23 protein-coding genes and 6 tRNA genes are annotated in these 25,831 nt (G+C 44.0%); 2 read left to right on the forward strand and 27 right to left on the reverse strand.

Annotated features, from left to right (window positions below; genetic code table 11):
- The 20 genes from yycF to G476_RS0120760 all read right to left on the reverse strand — a co-directional run bounded on the left by yycF (window position 1) and on the right by G476_RS0120760 (window position 16,769).
- Window positions 1-711, reverse strand: coding sequence for a response regulator YycF (yycF, locus tag G476_RS0120660; RefSeq protein ID WP_026691768.1), 711 nt, complete (start codon window positions 709-711; stop codon window positions 1-3).
- 334 nt (window positions 712-1,045) lie between these two features.
- Window positions 1,046-2,482: a M23 family metallopeptidase gene (locus tag G476_RS22730; RefSeq protein ID WP_051314970.1), complete on the reverse strand. Its 1,437-nt coding sequence runs from the start codon at window positions 2,480-2,482 to the stop codon at window positions 1,046-1,048.
- A 435-nt stretch (window positions 2,483-2,917) separates the two neighbouring features.
- A tRNA-Thr gene (locus G476_RS0120670) sits at window positions 2,918-2,993 on the reverse strand.
- A 15-nt stretch (window positions 2,994-3,008) separates the two neighbouring features.
- Window positions 3,009-3,084: transfer RNA gene (locus G476_RS0120675), tRNA-Phe, on the reverse strand.
- 10 nt (window positions 3,085-3,094) lie between these two features.
- A tRNA-Asp gene (locus G476_RS0120680) sits at window positions 3,095-3,170 on the reverse strand.
- Window positions 3,171-3,265: 95 nt separating this feature from the next.
- Window positions 3,266-3,342: transfer RNA gene (locus G476_RS0120685), tRNA-Met, on the reverse strand.
- 112 nt (window positions 3,343-3,454) lie between these two features.
- A tRNA-Glu gene (locus G476_RS0120690) sits at window positions 3,455-3,529 on the reverse strand.
- A gap of 23 nt (window positions 3,530-3,552) precedes the next feature.
- A tRNA-Lys gene (locus G476_RS0120695) sits at window positions 3,553-3,628 on the reverse strand.
- A 434-nt stretch (window positions 3,629-4,062) separates the two neighbouring features.
- Window positions 4,063-5,349, reverse strand: a complete 1,287-nt coding sequence (locus G476_RS0120700) for an adenylosuccinate synthase (RefSeq protein ID WP_026691769.1) — start codon at window positions 5,347-5,349, stop codon at window positions 4,063-4,065.
- 403 nt (window positions 5,350-5,752) lie between these two features.
- Window positions 5,753-7,117: a replicative DNA helicase gene (dnaB, locus tag G476_RS0120705; RefSeq protein WP_026691770.1), complete on the reverse strand. Its 1,365-nt coding sequence runs from the start codon at window positions 7,115-7,117 to the stop codon at window positions 5,753-5,755.
- Between the two features lie 157 nt (window positions 7,118-7,274).
- Complete coding sequence (rplI, locus tag G476_RS0120710; RefSeq protein ID WP_026691771.1) at window positions 7,275-7,718, reverse strand: 50S ribosomal protein L9; 444 nt, start codon at window positions 7,716-7,718, stop codon at window positions 7,275-7,277.
- Window positions 7,715-9,685 (reverse strand): DHH family phosphoesterase, encoded by a 1,971-nt coding sequence (locus tag G476_RS0120715; RefSeq protein ID WP_026691772.1) that lies wholly within the window; start codon window positions 9,683-9,685, stop codon window positions 7,715-7,717. Before G476_RS0120715 ends, rplI begins: the two co-directional genes overlap by 4 nt.
- 12 nt (window positions 9,686-9,697) lie before the next feature.
- A complete protein-coding gene (locus tag G476_RS0120720) occupies window positions 9,698-10,633 on the reverse strand; it encodes a YybS family protein (protein WP_026691773.1) in 936 nt (311 codons plus the stop codon).
- Window positions 10,634-11,213: 580 nt separating this feature from the next.
- Window positions 11,214-12,029: an undecaprenyl-diphosphate phosphatase gene (locus G476_RS0120725; RefSeq protein WP_026691774.1), complete on the reverse strand. Its 816-nt coding sequence runs from the start codon at window positions 12,027-12,029 to the stop codon at window positions 11,214-11,216.
- Between the two features lie 165 nt (window positions 12,030-12,194).
- Window positions 12,195-12,425 carry a 30S ribosomal protein S18 gene (rpsR, locus tag G476_RS0120730; RefSeq protein WP_026691775.1) on the reverse strand — a complete coding sequence of 77 codons (231 nt, stop codon included), beginning with the start codon at window positions 12,423-12,425 and terminating at the stop codon, window positions 12,195-12,197.
- Between the two features lie 54 nt (window positions 12,426-12,479).
- Complete coding sequence (gene ssb, locus G476_RS0120735; protein WP_026691776.1) at window positions 12,480-12,980, reverse strand: single-stranded DNA-binding protein; 501 nt, start codon at window positions 12,978-12,980, stop codon at window positions 12,480-12,482.
- Window positions 12,981-13,018: 38 nt separating this feature from the next.
- On the reverse strand, window positions 13,019-13,306 hold the full coding sequence (rpsF, locus tag G476_RS0120740; RefSeq protein WP_026691777.1) for a 30S ribosomal protein S6: 288 nt from the start codon (window positions 13,304-13,306) through the stop codon (window positions 13,019-13,021).
- Window positions 13,307-13,627: 321 nt separating this feature from the next.
- Window positions 13,628-14,728, reverse strand: coding sequence for a redox-regulated ATPase YchF (gene ychF, locus G476_RS0120750; RefSeq protein WP_026691779.1), 1,101 nt, complete (start codon window positions 14,726-14,728; stop codon window positions 13,628-13,630).
- Window positions 14,729-14,987: 259 nt separating this feature from the next.
- Window positions 14,988-15,185: a DUF951 domain-containing protein gene (locus G476_RS0120755; RefSeq protein ID WP_026691780.1), complete on the reverse strand. Its 198-nt coding sequence runs from the start codon at window positions 15,183-15,185 to the stop codon at window positions 14,988-14,990.
- A gap of 555 nt (window positions 15,186-15,740) precedes the next feature.
- Window positions 15,741-16,769 (reverse strand): YkvI family membrane protein, encoded by a 1,029-nt coding sequence (locus tag G476_RS0120760; protein ID WP_026691781.1) that lies wholly within the window; start codon window positions 16,767-16,769, stop codon window positions 15,741-15,743.
- Window positions 16,770-16,861: 92 nt separating this feature from the next.
- On the opposite strand from G476_RS0120760, the gene yyaC reads away from it, so the two are divergent.
- Window positions 16,862-17,488, forward strand: coding sequence for a spore protease YyaC (yyaC, locus tag G476_RS22735; protein WP_035187521.1), 627 nt, complete (start codon window positions 16,862-16,864; stop codon window positions 17,486-17,488).
- Window positions 17,489-17,540: 52 nt separating this feature from the next.
- Here yyaC and G476_RS0120770 read toward each other — a convergent pair whose 3' ends face one another.
- From G476_RS0120770 to G476_RS0120785, 4 genes are all read right to left on the reverse strand, one after another.
- Entirely contained in the window at window positions 17,541-18,242 is a 702-nt protein-coding gene (locus G476_RS0120770) for a DUF554 domain-containing protein (RefSeq protein ID WP_026691782.1), read from the reverse strand.
- A gap of 12 nt (window positions 18,243-18,254) precedes the next feature.
- Window positions 18,255-19,403, reverse strand: coding sequence for an aminotransferase class V-fold PLP-dependent enzyme (locus G476_RS0120775; protein ID WP_026691783.1), 1,149 nt, complete (start codon window positions 19,401-19,403; stop codon window positions 18,255-18,257).
- Between the two features lie 162 nt (window positions 19,404-19,565).
- Window positions 19,566-20,408 carry a ParB/RepB/Spo0J family partition protein gene (locus tag G476_RS0120780; protein ID WP_026691784.1) on the reverse strand — a complete coding sequence of 281 codons (843 nt, stop codon included), beginning with the start codon at window positions 20,406-20,408 and terminating at the stop codon, window positions 19,566-19,568.
- Window positions 20,401-21,162, reverse strand: a complete 762-nt coding sequence (locus tag G476_RS0120785) for a ParA family protein (RefSeq protein WP_026691785.1) — start codon at window positions 21,160-21,162, stop codon at window positions 20,401-20,403. Before G476_RS0120785 ends, G476_RS0120780 begins: the two co-directional genes overlap by 8 nt.
- Window positions 21,163-21,444: 282 nt before the next feature.
- On the opposite strand from G476_RS0120785, the gene G476_RS0120790 reads away from it, so the two are divergent.
- Window positions 21,445-21,723, forward strand: coding sequence for a hypothetical protein (locus G476_RS0120790; protein ID WP_026691786.1), 279 nt, complete (start codon window positions 21,445-21,447; stop codon window positions 21,721-21,723).
- Between the two features lie 394 nt (window positions 21,724-22,117).
- Here the strand turns inward: G476_RS0120790 and noc are convergent, their stop codons facing one another.
- The 3 genes from noc to mnmG form a co-directional block, all read right to left on the reverse strand.
- Complete coding sequence (gene noc / locus G476_RS0120795; protein WP_026691787.1) at window positions 22,118-22,957, reverse strand: nucleoid occlusion protein; 840 nt, start codon at window positions 22,955-22,957, stop codon at window positions 22,118-22,120.
- A gap of 191 nt (window positions 22,958-23,148) precedes the next feature.
- Window positions 23,149-23,865, reverse strand: coding sequence for a 16S rRNA (guanine(527)-N(7))-methyltransferase RsmG (gene rsmG, locus G476_RS0120800; RefSeq protein ID WP_026691788.1), 717 nt, complete (start codon window positions 23,863-23,865; stop codon window positions 23,149-23,151).
- A gap of 22 nt (window positions 23,866-23,887) precedes the next feature.
- Window positions 23,888-25,792, reverse strand: a complete 1,905-nt coding sequence (gene mnmG, locus G476_RS0120805; RefSeq protein ID WP_026691789.1) for a tRNA uridine-5-carboxymethylaminomethyl(34) synthesis enzyme MnmG — start codon at window positions 25,790-25,792, stop codon at window positions 23,888-23,890.
- Window positions 25,793-25,831 lie beyond the last annotated feature (39 nt).

Below are 25,831 nucleotides of genomic sequence, written 5' to 3' on the forward strand. Positions count from 1 at the left end.
TCAACTCTCCTGGTCTGTCGCGTTCCGTAAGTAGTAGCCTACCCCGCGTCTTGTGACGATCCACGTTGGATGACTCGGGTTGTCCTCTACTTTTTCGCGCAAACGGCGAACCGTTACGTCAACTGTACGCACGTCACCGAAGTAATCATAACCCCATACCGCTTGTAACAAGTGCTCTCTTGTCATGACTTGACCAAGATGTTTAGACAAATAATGAATAAGCTCAAACTCACGATGAGTCAGCTCAATCGGCTCTCCGCGCTTCGTCACAAGATACGCATCCGGCTGAACGAGTAGCGGTCCAACCTGAATGTCTTTATTGTCTTGTTCAGGCTCTTGCGACTTCTGATTGCGTCGCAAATTGGCTTTCACTCGGGCAATCAACTCACGAGTACTGAACGGTTTTGTTACGTAATCATCTGCACCAAGCTCAAGCCCTAATACTTTATCAATCTCAGAGTCTTTCGCAGTCAACATAATAATAGGCATATCATACGTTTTTCGTACTTCACGACACACTTCCATACCATCTTGGTAAGGGAGCATAATATCAAGTAAAATCAGGTCCGGTACATGTTCTTTTACTTTCTCGACCGCTTCATTGCCGTCGTACGCACAAATAACCTCGAACCCTTCTTTTTCTAATCCGAACTGTAAAATATCTGCAATGGGTTGCTCATCGTCAACCACAAGAATTTTTTGCTTGTCCATTCTTCCACCAGCTTCCATTTTTATTCTGTGCCGGCTTATGTCCGTGCACCGTTTGAATTTGCTGTTTCGTATCAGTTGTTGCTCTACCCTCTCATCCGTTCTTAAAGCTTTGCTGAACGCCATCGCTCACTTATTTGCGGCGGTGCAGGACTAAAAGGTAAACGTAAAAGAACAACAATCACTCCGAAGACTTTAAATTGCCGATATTTAGACGTATCTTCTTCCATTCTATCACAGTTACAGTATACGTTGAAACTGAGTAACTTTGGGAAATCGTGAGTACTATTTTCATAGAAAAAGAGCTGCATCCTCACTGGAATACAGCTCTTCTTCGTTATTTACTTACATAATCTGTCGGGTTTTCTAACTCCCCGTCTTTATAAACTTCAAAGTGAAGGTGTACCCCTGTAGAGTTACCCGTTTCACCCATAATTCCTATATCTTCTCCACGCGATACCTTGTCTCCTGAACTCACATCCATGCTATCTAAATGGGCATAGAGCGTTTCAAGTCCATTGCTATGACGAATACGAATGGTATTTCCATAGCCGTTTTCATAACGGGCAGAGGTCACTGTACCGGACTCAGCAGCTCGAATCTCCGGGCTTGATGGTCGTGCAATGTCAATCCCTTTATGGAACCTGCCCCAACGCGGCCCTTGATGACTTGAAATATAACCGCCAACAGCCGGCCACGCAAGTTCATCTGATTCTTTCGTTCCCTTTATCACAACGCGATCTTCAGGCTCAGACACTACTTCTTCTTCTATTACATCCGTTGATGCTGTGCTTCCATTCTCCAGGACCACTTTACTTTCTACTATCTTTTCGCCCTTTTCACCAGATTCTTTAACTTTGGTTTCCCCTTTTTCCATCTCGTCATCTTCTTCTGTTTTTGTATCGTAAGAAATGTCTTTTGATTCTTTTTTCTGCACTTCAATCACAAGCTGGACAGCTGGAGATTCGTTTTGTACCTCTAATGTATCGCCTACTCGAATGGACGAATCTTCATCAAGGTCGTCATTCGCATCCAGTAGCTCTTTAACAGAAAGATCATGCTGACGTGCAATCGAACCTAGCACGTCTCCTTCTTGTACTTCATACTCCGACTCTTCAAGAGCTCCAGTTTCAAAAGCTTCTACAAGCTCTTCTTTCGTGCTTAATTCCGCAGGATCGACAAGTGTTTCTTCTACTTCCACCTCTTCAGAAAGATACATATCAAGGATCTTCATGTCCCCTTCGTCAAGCTCTACATCTTCCTCGTCTTCATACGCTTCCAAAACGTCTTCATCTACATATTCTAAAGCCCAAAAACGGATGAAGTCCTCTTTGTCAAATGCTGCACTCATGTATCCGATCTCTACATCGTCTACTGTAAAGGTTAACGCCTCTGCCTTAATTTCTAACATGTCTTCAAGCTTTTCCGTTGTCACATCATTGATCGCCTTCACTTGAAATACGCGCTCTGGGATCACTTGGAGCTTCTCTTCTGGCGTAAGTCTAAGGTCTTCTTCGTCTTCGTTGATCTCGTCAACTTTTTCGTCAACGATCTCATAGACATCGGATTTATCATCTACAAATCCAACAAAGGTGTCACCATAATGAACATGATAAATCGTGTCCACACCTTCTCCTTCGTCTTCTTCAATGCTTTCCTCATCCATAATGTGGGCACTAGCGGATAAACTGTACACCGTAGTGACCAAACCAAAGACGAGGAGCATTATTATATATGTGAATGTTTTTTTGTATGATTTTTTTTGCTTAAACATATGGTCCTCCTGAAATGTGCTGAGGGATATACAGAATAGATATATAGGCCCATTCCATATCCCGCACCATTCTAACATAAGTCACAGAAGGTGTGGTTTGTATGACAGATCTGTAAAAGAAATGTATTATTCGTGTCAGTTATTGCTATTTTTTGTGGAAAAAAGAGGCATGCCCTCTGAATATGGTTAGGTTGACTTTGTGCGGGTGGGGATTGAGGTGGGAAGAATGGGGCGCGCGTGCTAACACCTGCTATTTTAAAATAAGTGCGCTAATTACATATTTATCTCCGCTAAATTCAAAATAAGTACGCCAATTACACATTTATCTCCGCTAATTCGAAATTAAGTCGGTCTTACGAAAGCCGAAAGGTCCCCAAACGGGTAAACAAAATAAAAAACCTACCCCGCGATTGCAGGATAGGTTATCGTATGTAGTGGTGCTGGCCAGAGGACTTGAACCCCCAACCTACTGATTACAAGTCAGTTGCTCTACCAATTGAGCTAGGCCAGCGAGTATAGAAAAAAATGGTGGCTCGAGACGGAATCGAACCGCCGACACGAGGATTTTCAGTCCTCTGCTCTACCGACTGAGCTATCGAGCCAACATTTAAATGGCGGTCCCGACCGGGATCGAACCGGCGATCTCCTGCGTGACAGGCAGGCATGTTAACCGCTACACCACGGGACCTTGACCAACAAACTATGTATTCTATACTCTATTAAACTGTCCAGCTTGTCCTGTATTTTCGGCAAAAAAAATACACCAGGCAAGCAATGTTAAATTGGTTGCGGGAGGAGGATTTGAACCTCCGACCTTCGGGTTATGAGCCCGACGAGCTACCAGACTGCTCCATCCCGCGCCGATTAAAGTGACGCTCTTGAAATGATGTTGTTGTTCACCTTATGTAGTATGTGAAGCAACAAAACTTATTATACCCCATGTGACAAAATAAAGCAACCTTTATTTTTTAATGGTGACCCGTACGGGATTCGAACCCGTGTTACCGCCGTGAAAGGGCGGTGTCTTAACCACTTGACCAACGGGCCACAGTGGGTATAAAAAGTAAAAATGGTGAGCCATGAAGGACTCGAACCTTCGACCCTCTGATTAAAAGTCAGATGCTCTACCAACTGAGCTAATGGCTCATTTCTTGGCGACAAGGAATATATTATCACCTTTCAATGATCAATGCAATACATTTTTAAAAACTTTTTTAAAAAGTTGCATTGGACTCTCAAACATCCTTATCAACAATAACGAATCTTATACAAAAATGCAACAGATAATTAAGATCTTAGGTCATCTGTACCTTTATCTTCCCCGTTTTAGAACGGGAATAACCTCTTTTATTTGCTTGGTATGCGCTTTTTCACCAAGGTCATTCTTGTTCTTCTGTATGGATCGTTGCTTTGATAAACAGCTGGAGTAAGGTAAATGCGGCTAACGCACATAAGTGCCCTTTCCTTTCCGTAGAAAGACTAGGGAGAGCACTGTAAATACCCCCATAGGAATTTGAAACGGACAGACACAAAAAATCACCTCCGCAATTCGCTTGCAGAGGTGATCATCATTCTGTTATTTATCCAAACACACCGCGTACCATGTTTGTTTGGTTTCTGTCAGGTCCTACAGAGAAGACACTCAATGGAATACCTGTAAGCTGTGAAATGCGCTCTACATAGAACAGAGCGTTCTTAGGAAGCTCATGTAGAGATTTCACACCAGTGATGTCTTCGTCCCAACCATCAAGCTCTTCATAGACTGGCTTACACTCAGCAAGAACCTTGAGGCTCGCTGGGAACTCATCGATCACTTCACCTTTATATTCATAAGCCACACAAATCTTCAGCTTTTTAATACCGGAAAGAACATCGATGGAGTTGAGGGATAAATCAGTAATTCCACTCACACGACGAGCGTGACGCACAACAACACTATCAAACCAACCCACGCGACGGGGACGTCCGGTTGTCGTTCCGTATTCGTTACCTGTTTCACGAATTTGATCGCCTATTTCGTCCGTTAATTCAGTTGGGAAAGGACCATCCCCTACACGAGTCGTGTAAGCTTTGGATACTCCAACAACATGATTGATTTTAGACGGACCAACACCGGATCCGATTGTCACTCCACCTGCGATCGGGTTTGATGACGTTACGAACGGGTATGTTCCTTGGTCAAGGTCAAGCATAACCCCTTGTGCACCTTCAAACAAGACGCGACGGCCACCATCAAGTGCGTCATTCAATACAACAGACGTATCCGCTACATAATGAGCAATTTCTTGTCCGTAATTGTAGTATTCGTCTAGGATATCTTCTTTCTTGAATCCTTCAACTTCATAAACCTTCTCAAGAAGACGGTTTTTGTCACGGAGGTTGTTGTCAAGCTTCTCTTCGAACGTTTCTTTATCCAAAAGGTCGGCAATACGAATACCTACACGTGCTGCTTTGTCCATGTAAGCCGGACCAATACCTTTTTTAGTCGTTCCGATCTTGTTTGCACCTTTGCTCTCTTCTTCAACGATATCAAGCTTTAAGTGATACGGAAGAATGACGTGCGCACGGTTACTGATGCGTAAGTTGCTTGTATCTACACCTTTGTCGTGCAAATATTTAAGCTCTTCAACAAGTGCTTTAGGATCGATGACCATTCCGTTTCCGATCACACACGTTTTGTCACTGTAAAAAATACCTGAAGGAATCAGGTGAAGCTTGTACTTTTCACCACCAAAGACGATCGTATGACCGGCATTGTTTCCTCCTTGATAGCGAGCTACGAGCTCCGCTTGTTCAGACAAGTAGTCTGTAATTTTTCCTTTTCCTTCGTCTCCCCACTGAGTTCCTACCACTACAACCGATGGCATGGATGAGCACCTCCACTTATATTTCACGCTATTAACGTTCCCTGAAATCTATATTTTCATTAAACCACAGTAAGTTTATCAATAGAATCATCGCCAGTCAACTAAAAACCGAACAATTATAGAGATTTAGAGATTCTTTGTTCGTGTGTTGAGGGAAGATTAGGTGTCGATGGTAGCAATCGTTGGAGCGAACTGACTTTTATCGACCTCTATTCTTATTTTATCGAGCCTTGTTTTAGATTTATCGAGACTTCTTATGAATTTATCGAGCCTTAATCAGGTTTTATCGACCTCTAAGGAGAATTTATCGACCATACGACAAAAATCGACACAATACGACTCCCGTTAAACTAAAAACCCCCTCCTCCGCACAACACAGAAAAGGGGGTTCCATAACAAGCACTTACGCTCCAGGAGGGATACTCCCTTCGTCGTAGCGACGCTCTAAATTTACGAATTTGTTGTATTCTTTTACGAAAGCCAGCTCACACGTACCGACCGGGCCGTTACGCTGTTTGGCTATAATGATCTCGATGATGTCTTTGTTCTCCGATTCTTTATCGTAGTAGTCGTCTCGGTATAAGAAGGCGACGATATCGGCGTCCTGTTCGATACTTCCCGATTCACGGATATCACTCATCATCGGACGTTTGTCCTGACGGGATTCTACTCCACGGCTGAGCTGGGAGAGGGCAATGACCGGCACCTCTAGCTCACGAGCAAGTCCTTTTAAGGAACGAGAAATTTCGGATACTTCCTGTTGACGTCCTTCCCCGCTTCTTGCATCCCCTTGGATGAGCTGCAAGTAGTCAATCATGATCATGCCCAGACCTTTTTCTTGTTTTAGACGACGGCATTTCGCGCGAATATCATTTACTTTTACACCAGGAGTATCGTCGATGTAAATCCCTGCCTTAGACAGGCTACCCATGGCCATCGTGAGCTTTTGCCAATCTTCGTCGTTTAAGTCTCCAGTCCTTAGACGCTGGGCATCGATGTTGCCTTCCGCACACAGCATACGCATGATCAGCTGCTCGGCACCCATCTCAAGACTGAAGATCGCCACGTTTTCGTCCGTACGAGTGGCAACGTTTTGACTGATATTCAAGGCGAAAGCCGTCTTACCTACGGAAGGTCGGGCAGCTACGATAATCAAGTCGTTTCGCTGGAATCCGGCCGTCATTCTATCTAGCTCCGTAAAGCCGGTAGGAATTCCGGTAATGTCTCCCGTTTGGTGCTGAAGAGCCTCAATGTTATCGTACGCATTTACAAGCACATCTTTAATATCTTTAAACACACCTGAATTCTTTTTCTGAGCCACTTCAAGGATCGTCTTTTCGGCTTCATTTAGAATGGTGCTTACTTCTTCTTCCGCTGCATAACCGTCGGAAGCAATATTTGTAGCTACACGGATGAGGCGTCGTAACAACGATTTTTCCTCAACCATTTGACTGTAATACTCCACATTCGCTGCAGTTGGTACAGCGTTAGCCAGATCACTTAAATAAGGTACACCGCCAATTTCTTCAAGCCACTTACGCGTTTGCAGCTCAGACGTAACAGTGACAAGGTCCACCGGCTCTCCTTTTTCAGAGAGTGTGAGCATGACCGTGTAAATCCGCTGATGAGCGGCACGATAAAAGTCGTCTGGTACTAAACGCTCAGAAGCCGTGACAATGGCTTCATCATCGATAAAGATGGCGCCAAGCACGGCTTGTTCTGCTTCAATGTTTTGTGGCGGGGTACGATCGGCAAATACATCACTCATCGTTATCGCCCCTTTTTCATTCTTTTCGTAAAGTTTTTTTGTATAGATTAAGAGCTACAAGCGGCCGTTTTCGGCGTGGGGGATGGCTAACCTGTTTAAACGTCCATCTAATCTGTTTATCCATACCCACAACGAAAGTCCACTGCGCTTGCTCGTCTTACTCTTCTACAACGTGTACTTTAACAGTAGCCGTGACTTTTGGGTGTACTTTAATGTCTACGTTACGATAGCCAAGAGCTCGGATCGGTTCGTCGAGGTCGATTTTTCGCTTATCTACTTTCAACTTCATTTTCTTTAGTGTGTCTGCGATTTGCTTGCTTGTCACCGCACCGAATAATCGGCCGCCTTCTCCCGCTTTGGCTTTCACTTCAACGGTTGTATTTTCAAGCTTTTCTTTGTAAGCTTGTGCTTCTTTTAGCTCTTGTTCGGCTTTTTTGTTCTGGCTTTCTTTTTTCATTTCGAGGTCTTTTATGTTGCCGCTGTTTGCTTCCACGGCAAGGTTATTTTTTAGAAGGTAGTTACGAGCGTATCCTTCTGCTACATTTTTGACTTCGCCTTTTTTACCTTTTCCTTTAACGTCTTGTAGAAAAATCACTTTCATGACGATTGTCCCCCTTTAAAGTAATCATCTATTTTCTCTTTTAATAGGTCTTCTGCTTCTTCAAGCGTGGTCCCTGACAGCTGTGTGGCTGCGTTTGTTAAGTGACCGCCACCTTGCATTTTTTCCATAATCACTTGCACGTTAATATCACCGAGTGACCTTGCGCTAATGCTTACACGGCCATCATCGAGTTCCGAGATCACAAAGGAAGCGACCACGTTGTTCATCGTAAGCAGTGTGTCAGCAGCCTGAGCAATTAGGACTTGGTTGTACGTTTGATTCTCTTCTCCTACTGCAATGGCGGTGCCAGCGGTGTAAATATATGCTTTTTCCACCAGATTCGCTCGTTTCACGTACTGCTCGAGATCTTCTTTCATGAGCTTTTGTACAAGCGTGGTGTCAGCTCCTTGACTCTTCAAATATGAAGCCGCGTCAAACGTTCTTGAACCCGTACGAATGGCAAAACTCTTCGTATCGACGATAATACCGGAAAGGAGGGCCGTCGCTTCCAGGACATCGAGGTTCGGATGGTTCGGCTGGTATTCAAGAAGCTCGGTTACAAGCTCAGCCGTTGAAGATGCATATGGCTCCATGTATACGAGTACCGCATCTTCAATAAACTCTTCTCCTCGACGGTGGTGATCGATGACGATAATGCGATCCACGCGATCCAACAGCTTCGTATCGATACATAATGACGGCTTGTGAGTGTCTACAACGACCATCAGCGTCTCGTCTGTCATTTCTTCACGTGCTTCTTCAGGTGTAATAAAGTTGGCCCAAAGGTCATCGTGGTCCTGTATCGCCTCGAGGAGCTTGTGAACACTCTGATTTACGTTATCTGGGTCTAGCACAATAAAAGCGTCTTTTTTGTTCACTTGCGCAATTTTAAGCATTCCAATGGCTGCACCGATCGAATCCATGTCGGGGTTTTTATGACCCATCACAATCACGCGGTCACTTTCTTTCACAAAGTCACGAATGGCGTGAGAGATTACGCGAGCACGGACACGGGTCCGTTTTTCCATTGCGTTGGATTTCCCGCCGTAAAAGCGGACTTTTCCGTTCGATTGTTTAATTGCAACTTGGTCCCCACCCCGACCAAGGGCCAAATCCAAGCTGGACTGTGCAAGAGCCCCTAGCTCTCGTAATGACGAATGACCGCTTCCGACCCCAATACTTAACGTGAGGGCTACTTTTTCCTGAGCGGTTACGTCTCTAACTTGATCTAGAAGGGTAAATCGGTCTTCTTCTAAGTTGAATAGTGCTTCCTCATTAAAAATGGCAATGAATCGATCAGATGAAATTCGTCTTAAGAAAATATCCTGATCTTTCGACCACGAATTCAACACGTCCGTCACATGTGTGAGGAGCTTGCTTCTTAACTGATCTTCCATCCCTTGTGTTACTTCATCATAGTTATCAAGAAAAATGAGACCAATGACCGTTTTATCTCGTTCAAAAAGCTCTTTGATTTCTTGTTCTTCTGTTGCGTTGAAAAAATACAATAGCCGCTCATTTGATTCATTGACGACTCTGTATTTTCGATCGCCAAGTGTAAGAAGGAATTCCTTTCCCTCATCCTCCATCAAAGTAGGGAGGTCATCTGAGATCACTTCGAGTTTTTCCCCGAGGGTCTCGTTTGACAACAACGCTGACATATAGGGATTTACCCATTGAATAATGCCTGCATCATTGTACAAAATCATCCCGATCGGCAGCTTCATCACTGCCTCTTCTCCGGCTTTATTTACCCGATAAGAAAGGGTGGATACGTATTCTGTCAGATCTTTTTCAAATTGTATTCGAGCACGTAGAACGAATACAAAAACAATGGCAATCCCAAGAAAACCGACCAAGCCGATTTGCCAGTGATAATAGGTTAATATGCCTGTAAATATGATGGCGATTCCGAGCAATGCGACGACGTGATAGCCATGCCACCGCTTCATTAAGAAATTAGGCATTCCTCACAACTCCTACTTGTTTGAGTCCATTCGCTTCCTAAGCTCAAATACTAAATCAATTATACCTAAAAATCGGATGAGAAACAGTAATGGTGGGAAAACGATCCCCAAAACTAAGATGATGATCGGAACGACCTTGTGAACCTTTTTCATATAAAAGAAAAAGAAAATCACAGCGAGACCTTGGATAACCATAATGATTTCCAATATAGGCAAAAGATTGTACGTTGCCGTATAAAGGGCGGACCCTTGCTCCATGTCTACAAACAAGATGAGCACGAGAACAACCGCATAGTACCAAATAAAGGCTTTAGGAAATCCCCATTCCCGTATAGGCGGAAATGTGGTCACATTTACTTTACGTTTTCTGAGCATAAAGGATGCAAGCCACTGCACAATAAATGCATAGGAGACGCCCAAAATAACAAACAAGGCTGGTGTAATGATCACTAACCCGTCTATCAACTCTGTCGCGGCCTCGACAGCCTCCTCTTGCCCTCCCGGTAAAGGAATAATCGATTCCGTCGTTTCAACAGATTCATAAAGGACGGTTTGAATACTTTCCACCGGATGAACGTCCAAAATGACAATGCTTCCGATAAAATTAATGATTATCGCTGTAATAAAGGTCAGTGCCCCTCCGAGAAGAACACCAAACGCGGATTTTTCTCGTCTTAATAATTCTCCAATTACAACCCCTGTCGAAGCGAACGTGATCGTAAAGATAATTGCAATCGGATACGCAATAATGAGCAGCAAAACAAAGCTCACCGTCGCTAAAAAGATTCCTGACTTGTATCCATGCTTTCTTGCATAGAATACAAACGGAATCGGCAACAAGAAGAGCGTAAGCAAACTGATGAGCGGTACAAACAGTGTTGCTAAAATAAGTAACATATAAATACCGATATATAGAGCGCCCTCTTTAATTGGGCTCTGTTCATTCATAGTCTTCCCTCGTTTCCAAACCTTTTCAACGTATACTATTGTAGCACGAGATAAATAGAAAGAACAAAACAGGAAAAAAGAGAAAATGAATATGCCTTGTAATCAATTAAAGTCTAGCTATACCTTTTCAGTGGCCTTAGCTTTTGCCCGAGAAAGATCGCCGGTACCGCCGCGGAAATGTAGCGGATGGCGTGAAGCGTAGCCTTCTAACCTGACGAACGGATACTCATTAAAGCGAATGACTGAAAGGTATACATACGTTTACCTCTCAGGTCATTCTTATGGAAATAAGTAACACCATCACTGCTTGAGTTGAGGCTAGGGCATAAAGAAAGTGTTTAGAGTTGAATCCGAACAATTCGCTAGTAGAGCAGATGAAATATAACGTAGACCCTGGAGGGCAAAGGAAGGCACTGAAAAAGTTCGGCCTTTAACTTTTTCAATGCCTTCGCAAAGCCCGAGGAGGCTCAGCCGCTTCCCGCGGAAAGCGAAGCATATTTCAGTAGCGGTGTATTAGCACGGCATACCATTGTTCGGATTTTCATTCCTCGTTAACACTTCTGTTTAAGCCTCTTTTCAGTTATCTCATGGAGCTTATAATCAGTATCGCTGCCATGGCGAAGCAATAGAGAGCAAAGTAGAGAAGCTTCCCTCTTGTAACCATGTTAATCAATATTTTAATTGCTACAATAGAAACAGCAAGGGCTACAAGGAACGCCACTACATAATAAACGAGCATACCAGGTGCCGTAATCGCCTCATAAATTCGCCCCAAATCAAAGACAAGGCTCCCGATACTTACTGGGATTGATAGAAAAAACGAAAACTTCAAGGCTGTTTCAGGTTCAATTTTTCTTGCCATCGCCGCTACAATGGTAGCGCCGGAACGGCTGATGCCCGGTGCCAAAGCAAGCATTTGAGCAAGACCAATAATGATCGTATCCAAAACAGTAATTTGAGGTTCTTTTTTATCACCACGAAGATTACGAATGAGCCATAATGCGACACCCGTGATCAAAAGGGCAATCCCTACATTTCGAATTTGTGTTAATTCGCCCCCGATAAAGTCATATAAGAATAATCCGCCAAGCACTGCTGGAATTGTACCTAAGATTAACAATAGAGAAAATCGAAAGGGTTCTTTGTCATATTCTTTCGGTTTTCTTATGTAGTTGAGAGTACCTGCAACCAACTCTATTAAATCCTTACGGTAAATGATGAAAACCGCCACGAGTGAAGCACCGTTTACAAAGATCTCAAAATGAAGATCCGGTACGTCTAAGTTAAAGAAATAAGACACGATGCGTAAATGACCACTCGATGATACGGGAAGAGGCTCGGTTGCCCCTTGAATAATACCAAGAATAATGTATGTCAATAGTTCCATAAATTCCATTTGTGTTTCTCCTCTTATGTCACTTTTTGTCTATTTGGCGTAACCAATAGGTGTCATTTTATCGTACATACGAGGTTTATTCAATGATCATTCTTTGTGAAAATTATGACCCAAAATATAAAAACACCCGCTGCCTACGGGGCAACGGGTGTCACTACTCAACGATTACTCACCAGTAACGTATGGTAGTAGAGCCATTTGACGAGAGCGCTTGATCGCGCGAGTCAATTGACGCTGATACTTAGCAGAAGTTCCTGTTACACGGCGAGGAAGAATTTTTCCACGCTCAGAAACGAATCGCTTAAGCAAGTCTATATCTTTATAGTCGATTTTCGTAATTTTGTTTACAGTGAAGAAACAAACCTTACGACGTTTTGGACGTCCACGACGGGCCATTTGAACCCCTCCTTCTTTTAAAATTTTTATATCGTTTCGTTCGTTGTTGCAAACTTAGAACGGCAAGTCGTCATCATTGATGTCGATTGGTTTACCGTCATTGGCAAATGGGTCATCCGAGAAGTCCGACTGTCCCCCGCGTCCACCAGATGGTTGACTTGGGTTGTTTTGAAAACCGTCGTTGCTTTGACCGTAGTTTCCACCGGATTGCTCGCGATTTCCACCACCGCCGCCACCTTTTGTTTCAAGGAATTGGACACTTTCTGCCACAATTTCCGTGATAAAGACGCGACGTCCTTCGTTATTATCATAGCTTCGGCTTTGAACACGTCCGTCCACACCAGCCATACTACCTTTTTTCAAATAGTTTGCTACGTTTTCTGCTTGTTTTCTCCATACAACAATGTTTAGAAAGTCCGCTTCACGGTTTCCTTGTTGGTTAGAGAATGGACGGTTTACTGCAAGGGTGAATGTTGCTACTGCAACACCGTTTGCTGTATAGCGTAACTCAGGATCTTTTGTTAATCTTCCGACTAACACAACGCGGTTAATCATTCGAACTCCTCCCCATTCTTTTACTCTTTATTTATCGTCTACTCGTCGTCGCGTACTGCGATTCTGCGTAGGATGTTTTCGTTGATTTTCACCAAACGATCGAATTCAGAAATGGCCTCTGGGTTAGAGTTCACTTTAAGGATTACATAGTAACCTTCTTTAAAGTCGTCGATTTCGTAAGCAAGACGTTTCTTTCCTACTTCCTCAACCTTTTCCACTTCTGCGCCGTTGTCAGTCAAAACCTTGTTGTAACGTTCTACGATTTCTTTAGTAGCTGCTTCTTCAAGGTTAGGACGTACAATGTACATGATTTCGTATTTGCGCATCTTTTTCCACCTCCTTTTGGACTTAGCGGCTCCTCCATTTGGAAGAGCAAGGAGCAAGCATATTTCTCTTTTGCTCGCAATTGTCAATTATAGCAGGTGTTTTGCAGAAAGACAAGAAGTGTGGAGAATTTTTTTGGAAGGGTGTTTCGAGGGTGAAGTTGGGTTCGAAATAAACGATAGTGAAGATCTGGCTTTATGATGAATCCCTGGGCGTTTATAATGAATTTTCCCGTTTTATAATGAATACTCAAGCCTATATAATGAATCCCCAAAAAACAAAAGAGCCTCGGCATTATTGCCGGAAGCTCTCACCACTCTTTATTACACGTTAAAACGGAAGTGAACGACGTCTCCGTCTTTTACGATGTACTCTTTTCCTTCGAGACGGACTTTTCCGTTCTCTTTCGCTGTGCTCATGGTTCCTGCTGCTACTAAGTCTTCGTAAGCAACAACTTCCGCACGGATGAAGCCGCGCTCAAAGTCGGTGTGAATGACACCGGCTGCTTGAGGTGCTTTTGTGCCATGCTTGATTGTCCAAGCGCGTACTTCTTGTTTCCCGGCTGTGAAATAAGTCTCCAAGCCTAAGAGATTGTAAGCGGCTTTGATCAGCTGGTCAAGCCCTGATTCGGCAATGCCAAGGTCATCGAGAAACTCTTGCTTCTCTTCTCCATCAAGCTCAGCAATTTCAGATTCAATTTTTGCACAAACCACGATCACTTCGGAGTTTTCTTGAGCAGCAAACTCTCGTACTTTTTGAACATTCTCGTTACTGTCAGGATCGACAATCTCTTCTTCACTTACGTTTGCAGCGTATAGAACAGGCTTTTTAGTTAACAAATGCATGCCCTTCGCAAGCTTGTCTTGCTCTTCTGTCAGGCTTACACTACGAGCCGGCATTTCATTTTCAAATGCATCACGGAACTTTTCAAGGATCTCCATTTCGAACATGGCATCCTTATCTTTTTGGCGCGCCATCTTGCTTACTTTAGCCAAGCGCTTCTCTACCGTTTCCATGTCAGCTAAGATTAGCTCCAAGTTGATGACTTGAATGTCACGAATCGGATCAACGCTACCGGAAACGTGAGTGATGTTTTCATCTTCAAAGCAACGAACCACGTGAGAGATCGCGTCCACTTGGCGAATGTGGGACAAGAACTTGTTCCCAAGGCCTTCCCCTTTACTTGCTCCTTCTACGATACCGGCAATGTCTGTAAATTCAAACGCTGTAGGCACCGTTTTGTGTGGATCAACCAGTTCTGTCAGCTTATCCAATCTTTCGTCCGGAACCTCTACAATCCCTACGTTCGGGTCGATCGTACAGAACGGGTAGTTCGCAGACTCTGCTCCTGCTTGTGTAATTGCATTAAATAACGTCGACTTCCCTACGTTTGGCAAACCGACGATTCCTGTTGTTAACGCCATAGTGCATGCTCCTTTATTCAACGGGCTTGTCCGCCTAGCAGACAACCGTACTTTATTTTCCAAGTGTCACGACATACATATTCATCCTTCCCAATTATAGTTAGTCTCGACTAAAAGTGCAAGATGGTCGTGAATAAGAAGAATAGGGAAGGGCCACGGTCAAAAGAAACTTGATTTTACTGACAGGAGAAAAGATTCACCTTAGGAAACTAAAAAACCACGCCCATCAACCCTACTAAAAGAGTGACAGGCATGGCTATTATCCTTCGTTGTGCTCAAGCACCTTTTTTATTTTCTTGGTGAATTCTTTTCTTGGGAGCATGACGCTGTGCTCGCACCCCATGCACTTGATGCGAATGTCCATCCCCATTCGGATGACTTTCCATCGATTCTCCCCGCACGGGTGAGGCTTTTTCATTTCTACCACATCGTAAAGCTGAAACGTTTTGTCAGCCATTATGATCACCTCTTCATCCTCGTCCTTTGCAGACATTATACAACATTGCATGAGGTTTTCGTAACGTGTTTTTGTAAGAGGTGTGATGATCATGCTGGAAGATATTTCAGAATTGGTATGATCCAGTTAATTTCGGTTTGGCGGGGTTGCTTGTATGATTGATCCACTTGTTTTTGATTTGTCCCGCTTAATGTGATATTGATCCACTTATTTAAGCTTTAATACAACTTTTCTCCTCTAACACCTCTTTTTTGCTTTATCAAGTTTTATAACATCCCATATGCGCGTGCTCAACTTGGTTGGTGAAACACCGTAAACTCTTAACTATGATAGACGATATAAATGTGAGCATGTGATTAGGTGTAGCCGGAATGTTCAGACTCCTGTGGCCGTGGGAGCCAGGAGAGACCCCGCAAGGGCTTTGCCCGAGGAGGCTCGCCGGCACAGCCACGGAAAGCGCAGAACGTTCCGGCTACACCTTTCATCAACTGATTTACTACACTCAATCCTTAAGTTGACTGTTATGACCCACACACCCACACCAATCACAAACGCTTACGGCACGGGCCGCTCATCGAATTTATGCACAATTGGGTACAAGAGAATCGCTCCTAAAATGTAGAGGTTTAGTAACCCATAAAGAGGATAAAGTATAGCAATGAGTGTGGAGAATCCTATGGTCGTTAGCGGAATCATAAGGAAAGTCAAAAGTAAAGCGATCAACCAAAATGGATAATTCACATACTCCCTAAACCTTGTACAAAGGCCGAGCATACCGGAGGCTGCTGTGGTGTAAATGGCGGCCCACAGTAGTCCTGACATAACGAGGACCATAAAGTAAGGATAATGCTTCAAAATAGCAAATAAGGGTATTTCATATAACATCACTTCATGCGCAACAATTAAGAGCGACTCATTATAAAGATAAGAGATTACTCCCATAACGAGAGCACTTCCAAAACTCGCAATCCAAATTTCACTGGTGTGCTTAATTTTCTTCCCGATTGCCGCAAGAACAGCCACAAGGGGCAAGATATTAAGTGCCGTAAAAGTAAACGCCGTCGGCCAATTGTGCTGAGCCGCTACATCAAAGCGGATTTCAAAACCAGAGGTCCATTGAAAGATAAAGAGAGTACCAACCAAAAACACAATCAGTACCGGGATAATCACGGCATTCATGGACGTCATACCGTTAATTCCCCATACGAAAAGCAACACAAGAAGCAACGAGATGATCGCAACACCGTACCAGTAAGGAATATGTAGCACTTCCAGTGTGGCGCCACCGCCGGCGATCATAATGATAGTTGTGGAAAATAAGTAGAGAATGATCATGTAATCATATAACCCGGTAATTCGCTTTCCCATCAGCTCTCTTAATACAGGCATATAATGTTCTGTACGATTTTGAAAACTGATCGTCATTAACACGTAGCAACAAATAAAGAACAGAATCGCAAACAACACGATCGCGAGGCCACTTTCACTACCGAAGAACTCCCACAGCTCTCTACCGGAAGCATAGCCTGCGCCTATAATTGTACCAATTATCAAAAACATCCACTTAAAACCCGATAGCCACATGGTCTCTTTCCCCTTTTCCTACCTTTTTTGAGACGTATAGATTCGTGAAAGATTCCGTATACTGTTAATACTATTTGGGAACAGGGGGTTGTATGATGTTTCGTGGACAACTTTTTCAAAATCACCGCCCATCTCCTTATCGGATCCATTCAAAAGAAACAAATGCTGCTATTGAACTTTCAACCCACCTCAAAACAGCATTGGCAGCAAAGAAGAACAGGGACTTGGTGATCGTTTGTATCGGTTCAGACCGCTCTACCGGAGACAGTCTCGGACCTCTTATTGGAACAAAATTGGCAGATCAGCCGATACGTCGTTTTCATGTGTATGGAACGCTAGAGCATCCGGTTCATGCTGTGAACTTGGAAGAAACGCTTGAACTCATCGCAAATACCCATACGAATCCACTTATTTTAGCCATCGATGCGTGTCTAGGCAGATCAACTAGTGTGGGGTACGTGTGCTTGGCCGACGGTCCGTTAAAACCGGGTTCGGCTGTAAAAAAGCAGTTGCCTCCTGTCGGTGACCTTCACATGACAGGCATCGTAAATGTAGGCGGATTTATGGAGATGATGGTGCTTCAAAACACTCGTCTAGCCGTTGTGATGGACATGGCTGAAGTAATGGCAATGTCGATCATTCGTGCGACTCGAGGGTTAGCCTCACCCCCGAAAAAATTCACTTGGCCCAGCCTGTCACAGACAAAATCACAAACATAAAAAAAGGTTTTCTGACCCGGGAATGCGAACGATTCCTTGTCAGAAAACCTTTTTAAGTCAAAAGTGAGAGAATCCATACGAAAAGGAGAGCTATCGGGATTGCAGGCAACAAATTGGCTACGCGCACCGGTGTAATTCCAAGGATGTTTAACCCAATGGCCAAGATCATCACACCACCAACCGCAGTAATCTCACTAATCATCGCTTGAAGGAGCTCGTCGGGAACGAATGTAACCACATAAGCTGCTCCTAGCGCAATGGAACCTTGATAAAGAACCACAGGGACAGACGAAAACATCACGCCCACACCCATCGTTGCCGCAAAAATAATGGACGAGAATCCATCCAGTACACTTTTTGTAAAAAGGACCGAATGATCACCACGAAGTCCGCTATCAAGAGCGCCAATGATCGCCATCGCTCCAACGACAAACAAAAGCGTAGCAGCTACAAATCCTTCTGCTATGTTCCCGCTGCTCTTCTTCATCTTTCTTTCCATCATACTTCCAAGCTCGTTTAATCTCCCTTCCAAATTCATCCGCTCTCCAAGAATGCCACCTAGAGCTAAACTGAAAATGACAAGTAGAAATTGCTGTCCTTCAAGAGCCATGGATATGCCAAGAACAATAACCGCAAGACCAATTGCCTTCATGACCGTCTCTTTCATATTTTCTGGGATCCGTTGAAGCTTCATTCCTATGTAGGCGCCAATCACAATCGCCAAACCATTGACTATTGTACCGAGTAGTACCATCTTCCATTCTCCTTATCCGAGTAACCCTTCTTTAATTTCCCTCACCGCTGTGACGAGAGCATCAAGATGTTCTTCTGTTGTAAAAGGGCCGATACTCGCTCGAACCAGGCCACTTTCCTCTGTTTTTAAATACTTATGCATAAGAGGGGCACAATGAAGCCCACTACGAACAGCAATACCGTAGTGTTCGTCTAAAATCATTGCCGTTTCATGGGCGTCAACACCTTCAATAACAAAAGAAACGACTCCGATTCCGTCACCACGTGAAGAATAGACCTTTACACCCTCAATCGATCTCAATCCTTGAGATAAGGCTTTACCAAGCTTTTGGTCATGTTCAAAAACCGTCTCAATTCCACAGTTACGTACCCATTCAAGCCCTTTTAACAGTCCAGCAATCCCTGGGGTGTTAAGGGTGCCACTTTCCATTCCATTTGGCCAAACCGCGGGCTGGAATCGATCACTGGAATAACTACCCGTACCACCGAAGTGGATCGGCTGTAACTGTATATCGGATGCCACCATCAATACGCCCACCCCTTGAGGACCGAGCAAGCCTTTGTGTCCGGGAAACGCAAGTAAATCGATCTTTTCACCTTTCATCGACACCGGCACTACACCTGCTGTTTGGGATGCGTCGACCGCAAATACTGTCCCTACTCGTTCACGTAGCACCTCTCCCCACTCCGACAAGGGAATCATATCCCCCGTTACGTTGGACGCGTGTGTAGCAACGACCATTTTCGTTTCTGGCTTCAGCTCTTTAACTAGACAGTCCTTCGTCCAACCTTGTTTACTCGGTGTGATGTAGGTTACATCAATGCCTCTTTCTTCTACTAACCATTCAAGGGGACGACGAACGGAGTTGTGCTCAAACACTGTAGCTACAACGTGGTCGCCTTTTTTGAAAGGAAAACCTAGTATAGCCTGGTTTAAAGCAACGGTGGCATTTTGATAAAATAGGACACGCTCAGAACCATACCCATTGAAAAAATGGGAAAGCTCTTTTCGGCATTGTTCCACCACTGATGCCGCGCGCCTCGACAACTGGTGACCACTTCGCCCAGGGTTCGCCCCATATTGAGTCACAGCCTCTGCCACTGCCTTTGCTACTTCATCAGGCTTCGGAAAGCTTGACGCCGCATTGTCCAAGTAAATCATCCAACCCCTCCCTCTTTTATGGAAGGCACTGAAAAAGTTAAAGATCAAACTTTTTCAGTGCCTTCCTTTTATGTACCATGTTGCTAAGTCGTTCCCTGTTAAGACCGTCTCTTCCAAAAACAGCGTATAAAAAAGACCACCGATGTTCGATGGTCTGATCGGCTATCCTTCTCGTTCAAGTAGTGTGAGGATACGATCTAGGTCATCCTCGGAAAAAAAGTCGATTTCAATCTTCCCTTTTTTCTTTCCTTGCTTAATTTGCACGTTTGTGCCGAAATATTCTTTCAGTGTCGATTCTCTTTCTTTTACAAAAGGTGACACAGCTTTCTTTTTTTGAGTCGTTTCACGTGAAACGGTGTCGTTCATTTTTTGCACATATTCTTCCAGTTGCCTTACACTAAATGTTTCTTTAATTACTTTTTGGATGGTCGGTGCAATGTCGTCTTTGTTTTTTAATCCAAGCAAAGCCCGGCCATGCCCCATGGAAAGCTGTCCATCGGCAAGTAATTGCTGTGCGGTCTCTGGCAACTGCAAAAGCCTGAGGTGATTTGCTATGTGCGGCCTGCTTTTACCAAGCTTCTTGGCTAAATCTTCTTGCGTCATTTGAAGATGTTCCATAAGCTTTTGATACGCTTTTGCTTCTTCAAGAGCATTCAGATCTTCGCGTTGAATGTTTTCAATAAGGGCAATCTCCATCATCTCATCTTCTGTGAGTTCTCGCACGACAGCCGGGATGGTCTCCAGGTTCGCGGCTTTTGCTGCCCGGTAGCGGCGCTCCCCGACTACGATTTCATAGCCCTTAATGCTTTTTCTAACGATGATTGGCTGCACCACACCGTGCTCGGAAATAGACATTCTGAGCTCTTCAATGGCTTGGTCACTGAACTTTTTCCGTGGCTGGTAAGGGTTCGGTCTGAGCTCACTAATCTTCACTTCATCCACTTTATGCTGTTTTTCATCATCCGGAAAGAGTGCCTGTATTCCTCTTCCAAGACCTTTACCCATTTGACACCACTTCCTTCGCTAATTCTGTGTAAACCTCCGCCCCCTTGGAACGAGGGTCATACGTAATGATTGGCTCTCCGTGACTAGGTGCCTCACCAAGTCGGACATTTCTTGGAATAATCGTTTGAAATACCTTTTCACGGAAGTACTTTTTCACTTCTTCAATCACTTGAATACCTAGATTGGTTCGTGCATCGAGCATCGTTAAGAGAACACCTTCGATGGCCAATTGCTGATTCAAGTGTTTTTGAACAAGCCTTACTGTATTCAATAACTGACTGAGCCCTTCCAGAGCATAATACTCACACTGCACAGGGATTAATACACTGTCTGCCGCAGTAAGAGAATTTATGGTTAAAAGCCCCAGTGATGGAGGGCAGTCAATCACAATGTAATCATAGTCTTTTGTTACTTGGTCAATCGCTTTTTTTAATCGAACTTCCCGGGAAATAGTCGGAACAAGTTCAATTTCAGCTCCTGCAAGCTGAATGGTGGATGGAAGAATATGAAGTCGCTCTGTCGTTGTTGGTCGAATAACTTCTCGCGGATTCATATCTTCGACTAGAACGTTATAGACACACTCATCAAGATCACCTTTATCAATGCCAACACCACTTGTCGTATTTCCTTGAGGATCAACGTCTATAATTAATACCCGTTGCCCCTGAGCTGCAAGGCATGCACTTAGATTGACTGCTGTCGTCGTTTTTCCGACTCCGCCTTTTTGATTTGCGATGGCAATTACTTTCCCCATCTTGTCACCTACTTCACGTTCCTGATTTTATGTTGGGATTCTTGTTACAAGAATCCATAGAAACTTACACGTCTTTCCATTCCTGTCGCGATGCTTTCACGTCTACTGCCACACCGCTCCCTCATTTTGATCAGCCATGTAAAAAGAAAAATAGTAAGTTACAGAAACGATCAAAATATTCTGTAATAGGTTATATTTTACCACGAATTCAGGGAAAAAGCGGAAGTGCGAAGGAGAAAAATGATAAAATACCTAGAGATATCATAAAGGAAGGCTGATCCGATGTATTGTCTATGTGAAACACCACTCGAGTCCATCCATTTGCAGCTCGATCGCGAGAGCCCCTTAACGTGCTCCCACTGTGCATCAACCCTGAAGTTGGGCGAACTGCCACTACCACCACTCGCACAAAAAGCTGTCGAGCAGTGGGTCAATGCCTTTGAACAAGGAAAGCTCTCTCCTAAAGAAGCAAACCACGCCGGTCACCAGCTCGTGTACCGTCTCCAAGCAGCACTTGATGGGAAAACGCTCGTGTTTTATATCCCTCTTGAGGAAAAATAACGGATTAGTGGGGAATAAATAGATTAGTTGGTTAGGTAGATTGACGGGTTGAGCTTTCGGTTTCACGGCTTGGTTCCGTGTATTCACAGGTTAGGATGCTTAATTTACGGCTTAGCTTGTGGTATTGACGGGTTTAAATGCTGGATTCACGGTTTAGCTCAGCATCACCAGTTGTCGGCCGGATTCACGGCTAAGCCCCGTGTATTCACAGGTAAGAGATCACTTTTCCCGGTTTTGAACCACCAATTCACAGGTTGAGTCTCCTTATTTACGGCTTCACACCTACAATTAACGGCTTAATCCCTTCACTAACTGCCTCCTCTAGCCCACCTCACCTCAAAAAAAGAAAGCATTCGTCACCGATATGGGGGCGAATGCTTTTTTAATGAGTTCATTATGATTTGGGAATCCGGATCGTGAATTGATAATAATCGTCATTTTCTTCTTCGTTCGTATCCAGTTCCATACCGGATTGAGCCACCATATCAAGGGATTGACGGATGGTGTTCATCGCCAGGCGCATATCTCTTGAGTACCCTTTTCGAATAGGCTTCTTCTTTTCAGGTTTCGGTTCGATCATGCGTTTGACTTGCTCTTCCGTCTGCTTTACATTTAACTCTTCTTCTATGATCCTTGCAAGGAGCTTGATTTGTTTTTCATCATTTTTAAGAGAAATTAACGCTCTTGCATGACGCTCAGTAATGAGGCGTCCTAAAAGAGCATCTTGGACTTCTTGCGGGAGATTCAGAAGTCTTAATTTGTTCGCTACGGTGGACTGTCCTTTTCCTAGACGCTGTGCAAGGCTTTCTTGTGTAAGGCCGTGAATATCAATGAGCTTTGCGTAGGCCATGGCTTCTTCAATGGACGTTAATCCTTCCCGTTGCAAGTTTTCAATTAACGCAACAGATGCGGTCTGGGCATCGTTAAATTCTTTAACGACTGCGGGAATTGTTTCCCAACCCAATTTTGTGACTGCACGCCAACGACGTTCCCCTGCAATGATTTCAAATTTCCCTTCTCGCTCACGGACGACAATCGGCTGAATAATACCATGAGTCTTAATGGTTTGAGCAAGTTCATCGATTCGCTCGTCTTGAAAAACCGTACGAGGTTGGTACCGGTTTGGAACGATATCGACTATGGGAATTTTCTTTACTTCCTCTCTGTCACTCACTTCAACTTCTTCTTGTTGTTTTTCGTTTAGGCCAAACAAGCGTGAAAACGACTGCTTCATGGCGACACCACCTTCTGAAAACTACCTTACTCCATTTCGAGAAAATCATAAAAGAATCCTGCTAATCGGGGCTGTAAAAATTATGATAAAAATCGCGGATTTCTACAATATTTTTAAATCGTATCGTTATTATGGCTCCGCAGGACCACGTACCCTCAACTGTCTAGTCTCCAGCCCTAAGAATAAAAGTCTTAAACAATCGGCTGCTTGTTCGGTGTTCCCGGCTTTCTTGGGTATTTCCCAGGCGTTTGCTTTACTTTTTTCACTTTAATTATAGAGCGTTCACTTTCTTCTTTCGGAAGAGTGAATGCATTTGCGTCTTCTAGCTCACCGCCTAGAAGTTGAAAGGCTTTCTTTGATTCGCCCAACTCATCTTTCGCTCCCGCACCTTTCATAGCCAAGAAGGTTCCTCCTTGTTTAACAAGAGGTAAGCATAGCTCACTAAGGACAGGTAGTCTGGCCACTGCACGAGCCATTGCTACGTCATAGCGACCACGGTGCTCTTTCTTTTTACCAAAAAGCTCTGCACGATCATGATAAAAAGAGACGCTTGTTAGATCGAGTTCTTCTGCCAAGGCATGGAGAAATGTAATGCGTTTGTTCAAAGAATCGACAATGGTTACGTCCAAATGAGGGTAGCAAATCTTCAGGGGCAGGCTAGGAAATCCGGCCCCGGCCCCAATATCTACTACAGTTTCTACTTTCGTAAAGTCATGATAAAAAGCAGCGGAAATCGAGTCGAAAAAATGCTTTAAATAAACATCTTCCTTCTCTGTGATTGCCGTTAAATTCATGCGCTCGTTCCAATCTACCAACGTTTCGAAGTAGCGTTCAAACTGAGATCGTTGTGTATCGTCGAGAGTGATTCCTCTCTTTTCCAACTCTTGCTGAAATTCGTCTACCTTCATGCTCTCACCTTTTCTATCGCCGTTACTCTTCAGCTTTATTTGATGCATGCACTTTTTTTAATCGGCCCTGCTCCATATACACTAAAAGAACAGATACATCGGCAGGATTTACGCCGGACACTCGTGAAGCTTGTGCCATGGTCAACGGTTTTACTTCAGAAAGTTTTTGTCTCGCTTCCATTGCAAGACCGTTAATCGCCATATAATCAAGATCTACAGGAAGTTTTTTCGTTTCCATCTTCTTTAGACGTTGTACTTGTTCCATTTGTTTTGCGATGTAGCCGTGATATTTCACTTGGATCTCTACTTGCTCTTGCACATCTGCATCGAGTTCTTCTTCTGACGGTGCGAGCTGTGCCACATGGTGATATGAAACTTCTGGACGTTTTAACAGTACCGTCGCATTCATTGCATCTTTCAACGGGGAAGATGGAATGGCTTCGAGAACCGATTGTGCTTCTTCAGATGCCTTAATCGTTGTTTTTTCAAGTCGCTTAATCTCGTTTGAAATCGCTTCTTTTTTCGCTTCAAAGCGGGCAAAACGTTCGTCATCGATCAAACCAATCTCATGGCCTTTCTCAGTCAGGCGAAGGTCTGCGTTGTCATGACGCAAAAGTAAACGGTATTCCGCACGTGAAGTGAGAAGACGGTACGGCTCGTTTGTTCCTTTTGTAATTAAGTCATCGATGAGAACGCCCATATACGCCTCTGATCGATCCAAAATAAGCGGTTCTTTACCTTGAACTTTTAATGCTGCGTTAATTCCGGCCATGAGTCCTTGTCCAGCTGCTTCTTCATAACCGCTTGTGCCGTTTATTTGACCGGCTGTAAAAAGATACTCGATCTTTTTCGTTTCAAGAGATGGCCACAGCTGAGTAGGAACAATCGCGTCATATTCAATAGCATAGCCTGGACGCATCATGCGAACCTCTTCAAGTCCCGGAATCGTTTTTAGCATGTTCAACTGCACATCTTCCGGCAAACTAGTCGACAGACCTTGCACATAGACTTCAGAGGTATTACGACCTTCTGGCTCAAGGAAGATTTGATGGCGAGGTTTATCACTAAACCTAACAATCTTGTCTTCGATGGACGGACAATATCTTGGACCTGTTCCTTCAATCATACCTGAATACATTGGAGAGCGCTGAAGGTTTCCGTTAATGATTTCATGAGTCGCGTCATTTGTATAGGTCAGCCAGCACGGAAGCTGGTCTGTAATATATTTTGTTGTTTCATAGGAGAATGCACGAGGTACATCATCTCCCGGCTGAATCTCTGTTTTCGAATAATCAATTGTGTTGCTGTTTACTCGTGGAGGTGTTCCTGTTTTAAAGCGAACCATGTCAAAACCTAGCTTTTGAAGATTGTAACTTAGGTTAACCGATGGTTGCATATTGTTTGGACCACTGTCGTAAGCCAGATCTCCGAGAATGACTTTTCCACGAAGGTATGTTCCCGTTGTGACGACGACGGATTTTGAGCGATACTCAGCCCCCGTTTGCGTAACCACACCTTTACATACCCCATCTTCAACGATCAATTCTTCGACCATCCCTTGACGGAGAAGCAAGTTCTCGGTCTCTTCAATGGTTTTCTTCATTTCGTGCTGATACAAGAATTTGTCAGCTTGTGCTCTTAGTGCGCGAACAGCAGGTCCTTTTCCTGTATTCAACATACGCATTTGAATGTGGGTCTTATCGATGTTTCGCGCCATTTCCCCACCTAATGCATCAATTTCACGAACAACAATTCCTTTTGCAGGGCCACCAACAGATGGGTTACAAGGCATATAGGCTACAGCGTCCAGGTTTAACGTAAGGATGAGCGTGTTCGCTCCCATTCGAGCAGAAGCGAGCCCCGCCTCTACTCCTGCATGACCTGCGCCTATGACAATCACATCAAATTCTCCACCTTGATAATTCATACCTTTTCCTCCTTCAGAGGATGTTTAAATCTTATTTAA

It is taken from the genome of Alteribacter aurantiacus DSM 18675, from assembly GCF_000429705.1.
Taxonomy (GTDB): domain Bacteria; phylum Bacillota; class Bacilli; order Bacillales; family Salisediminibacteriaceae; genus Alteribacter; species Alteribacter aurantiacus.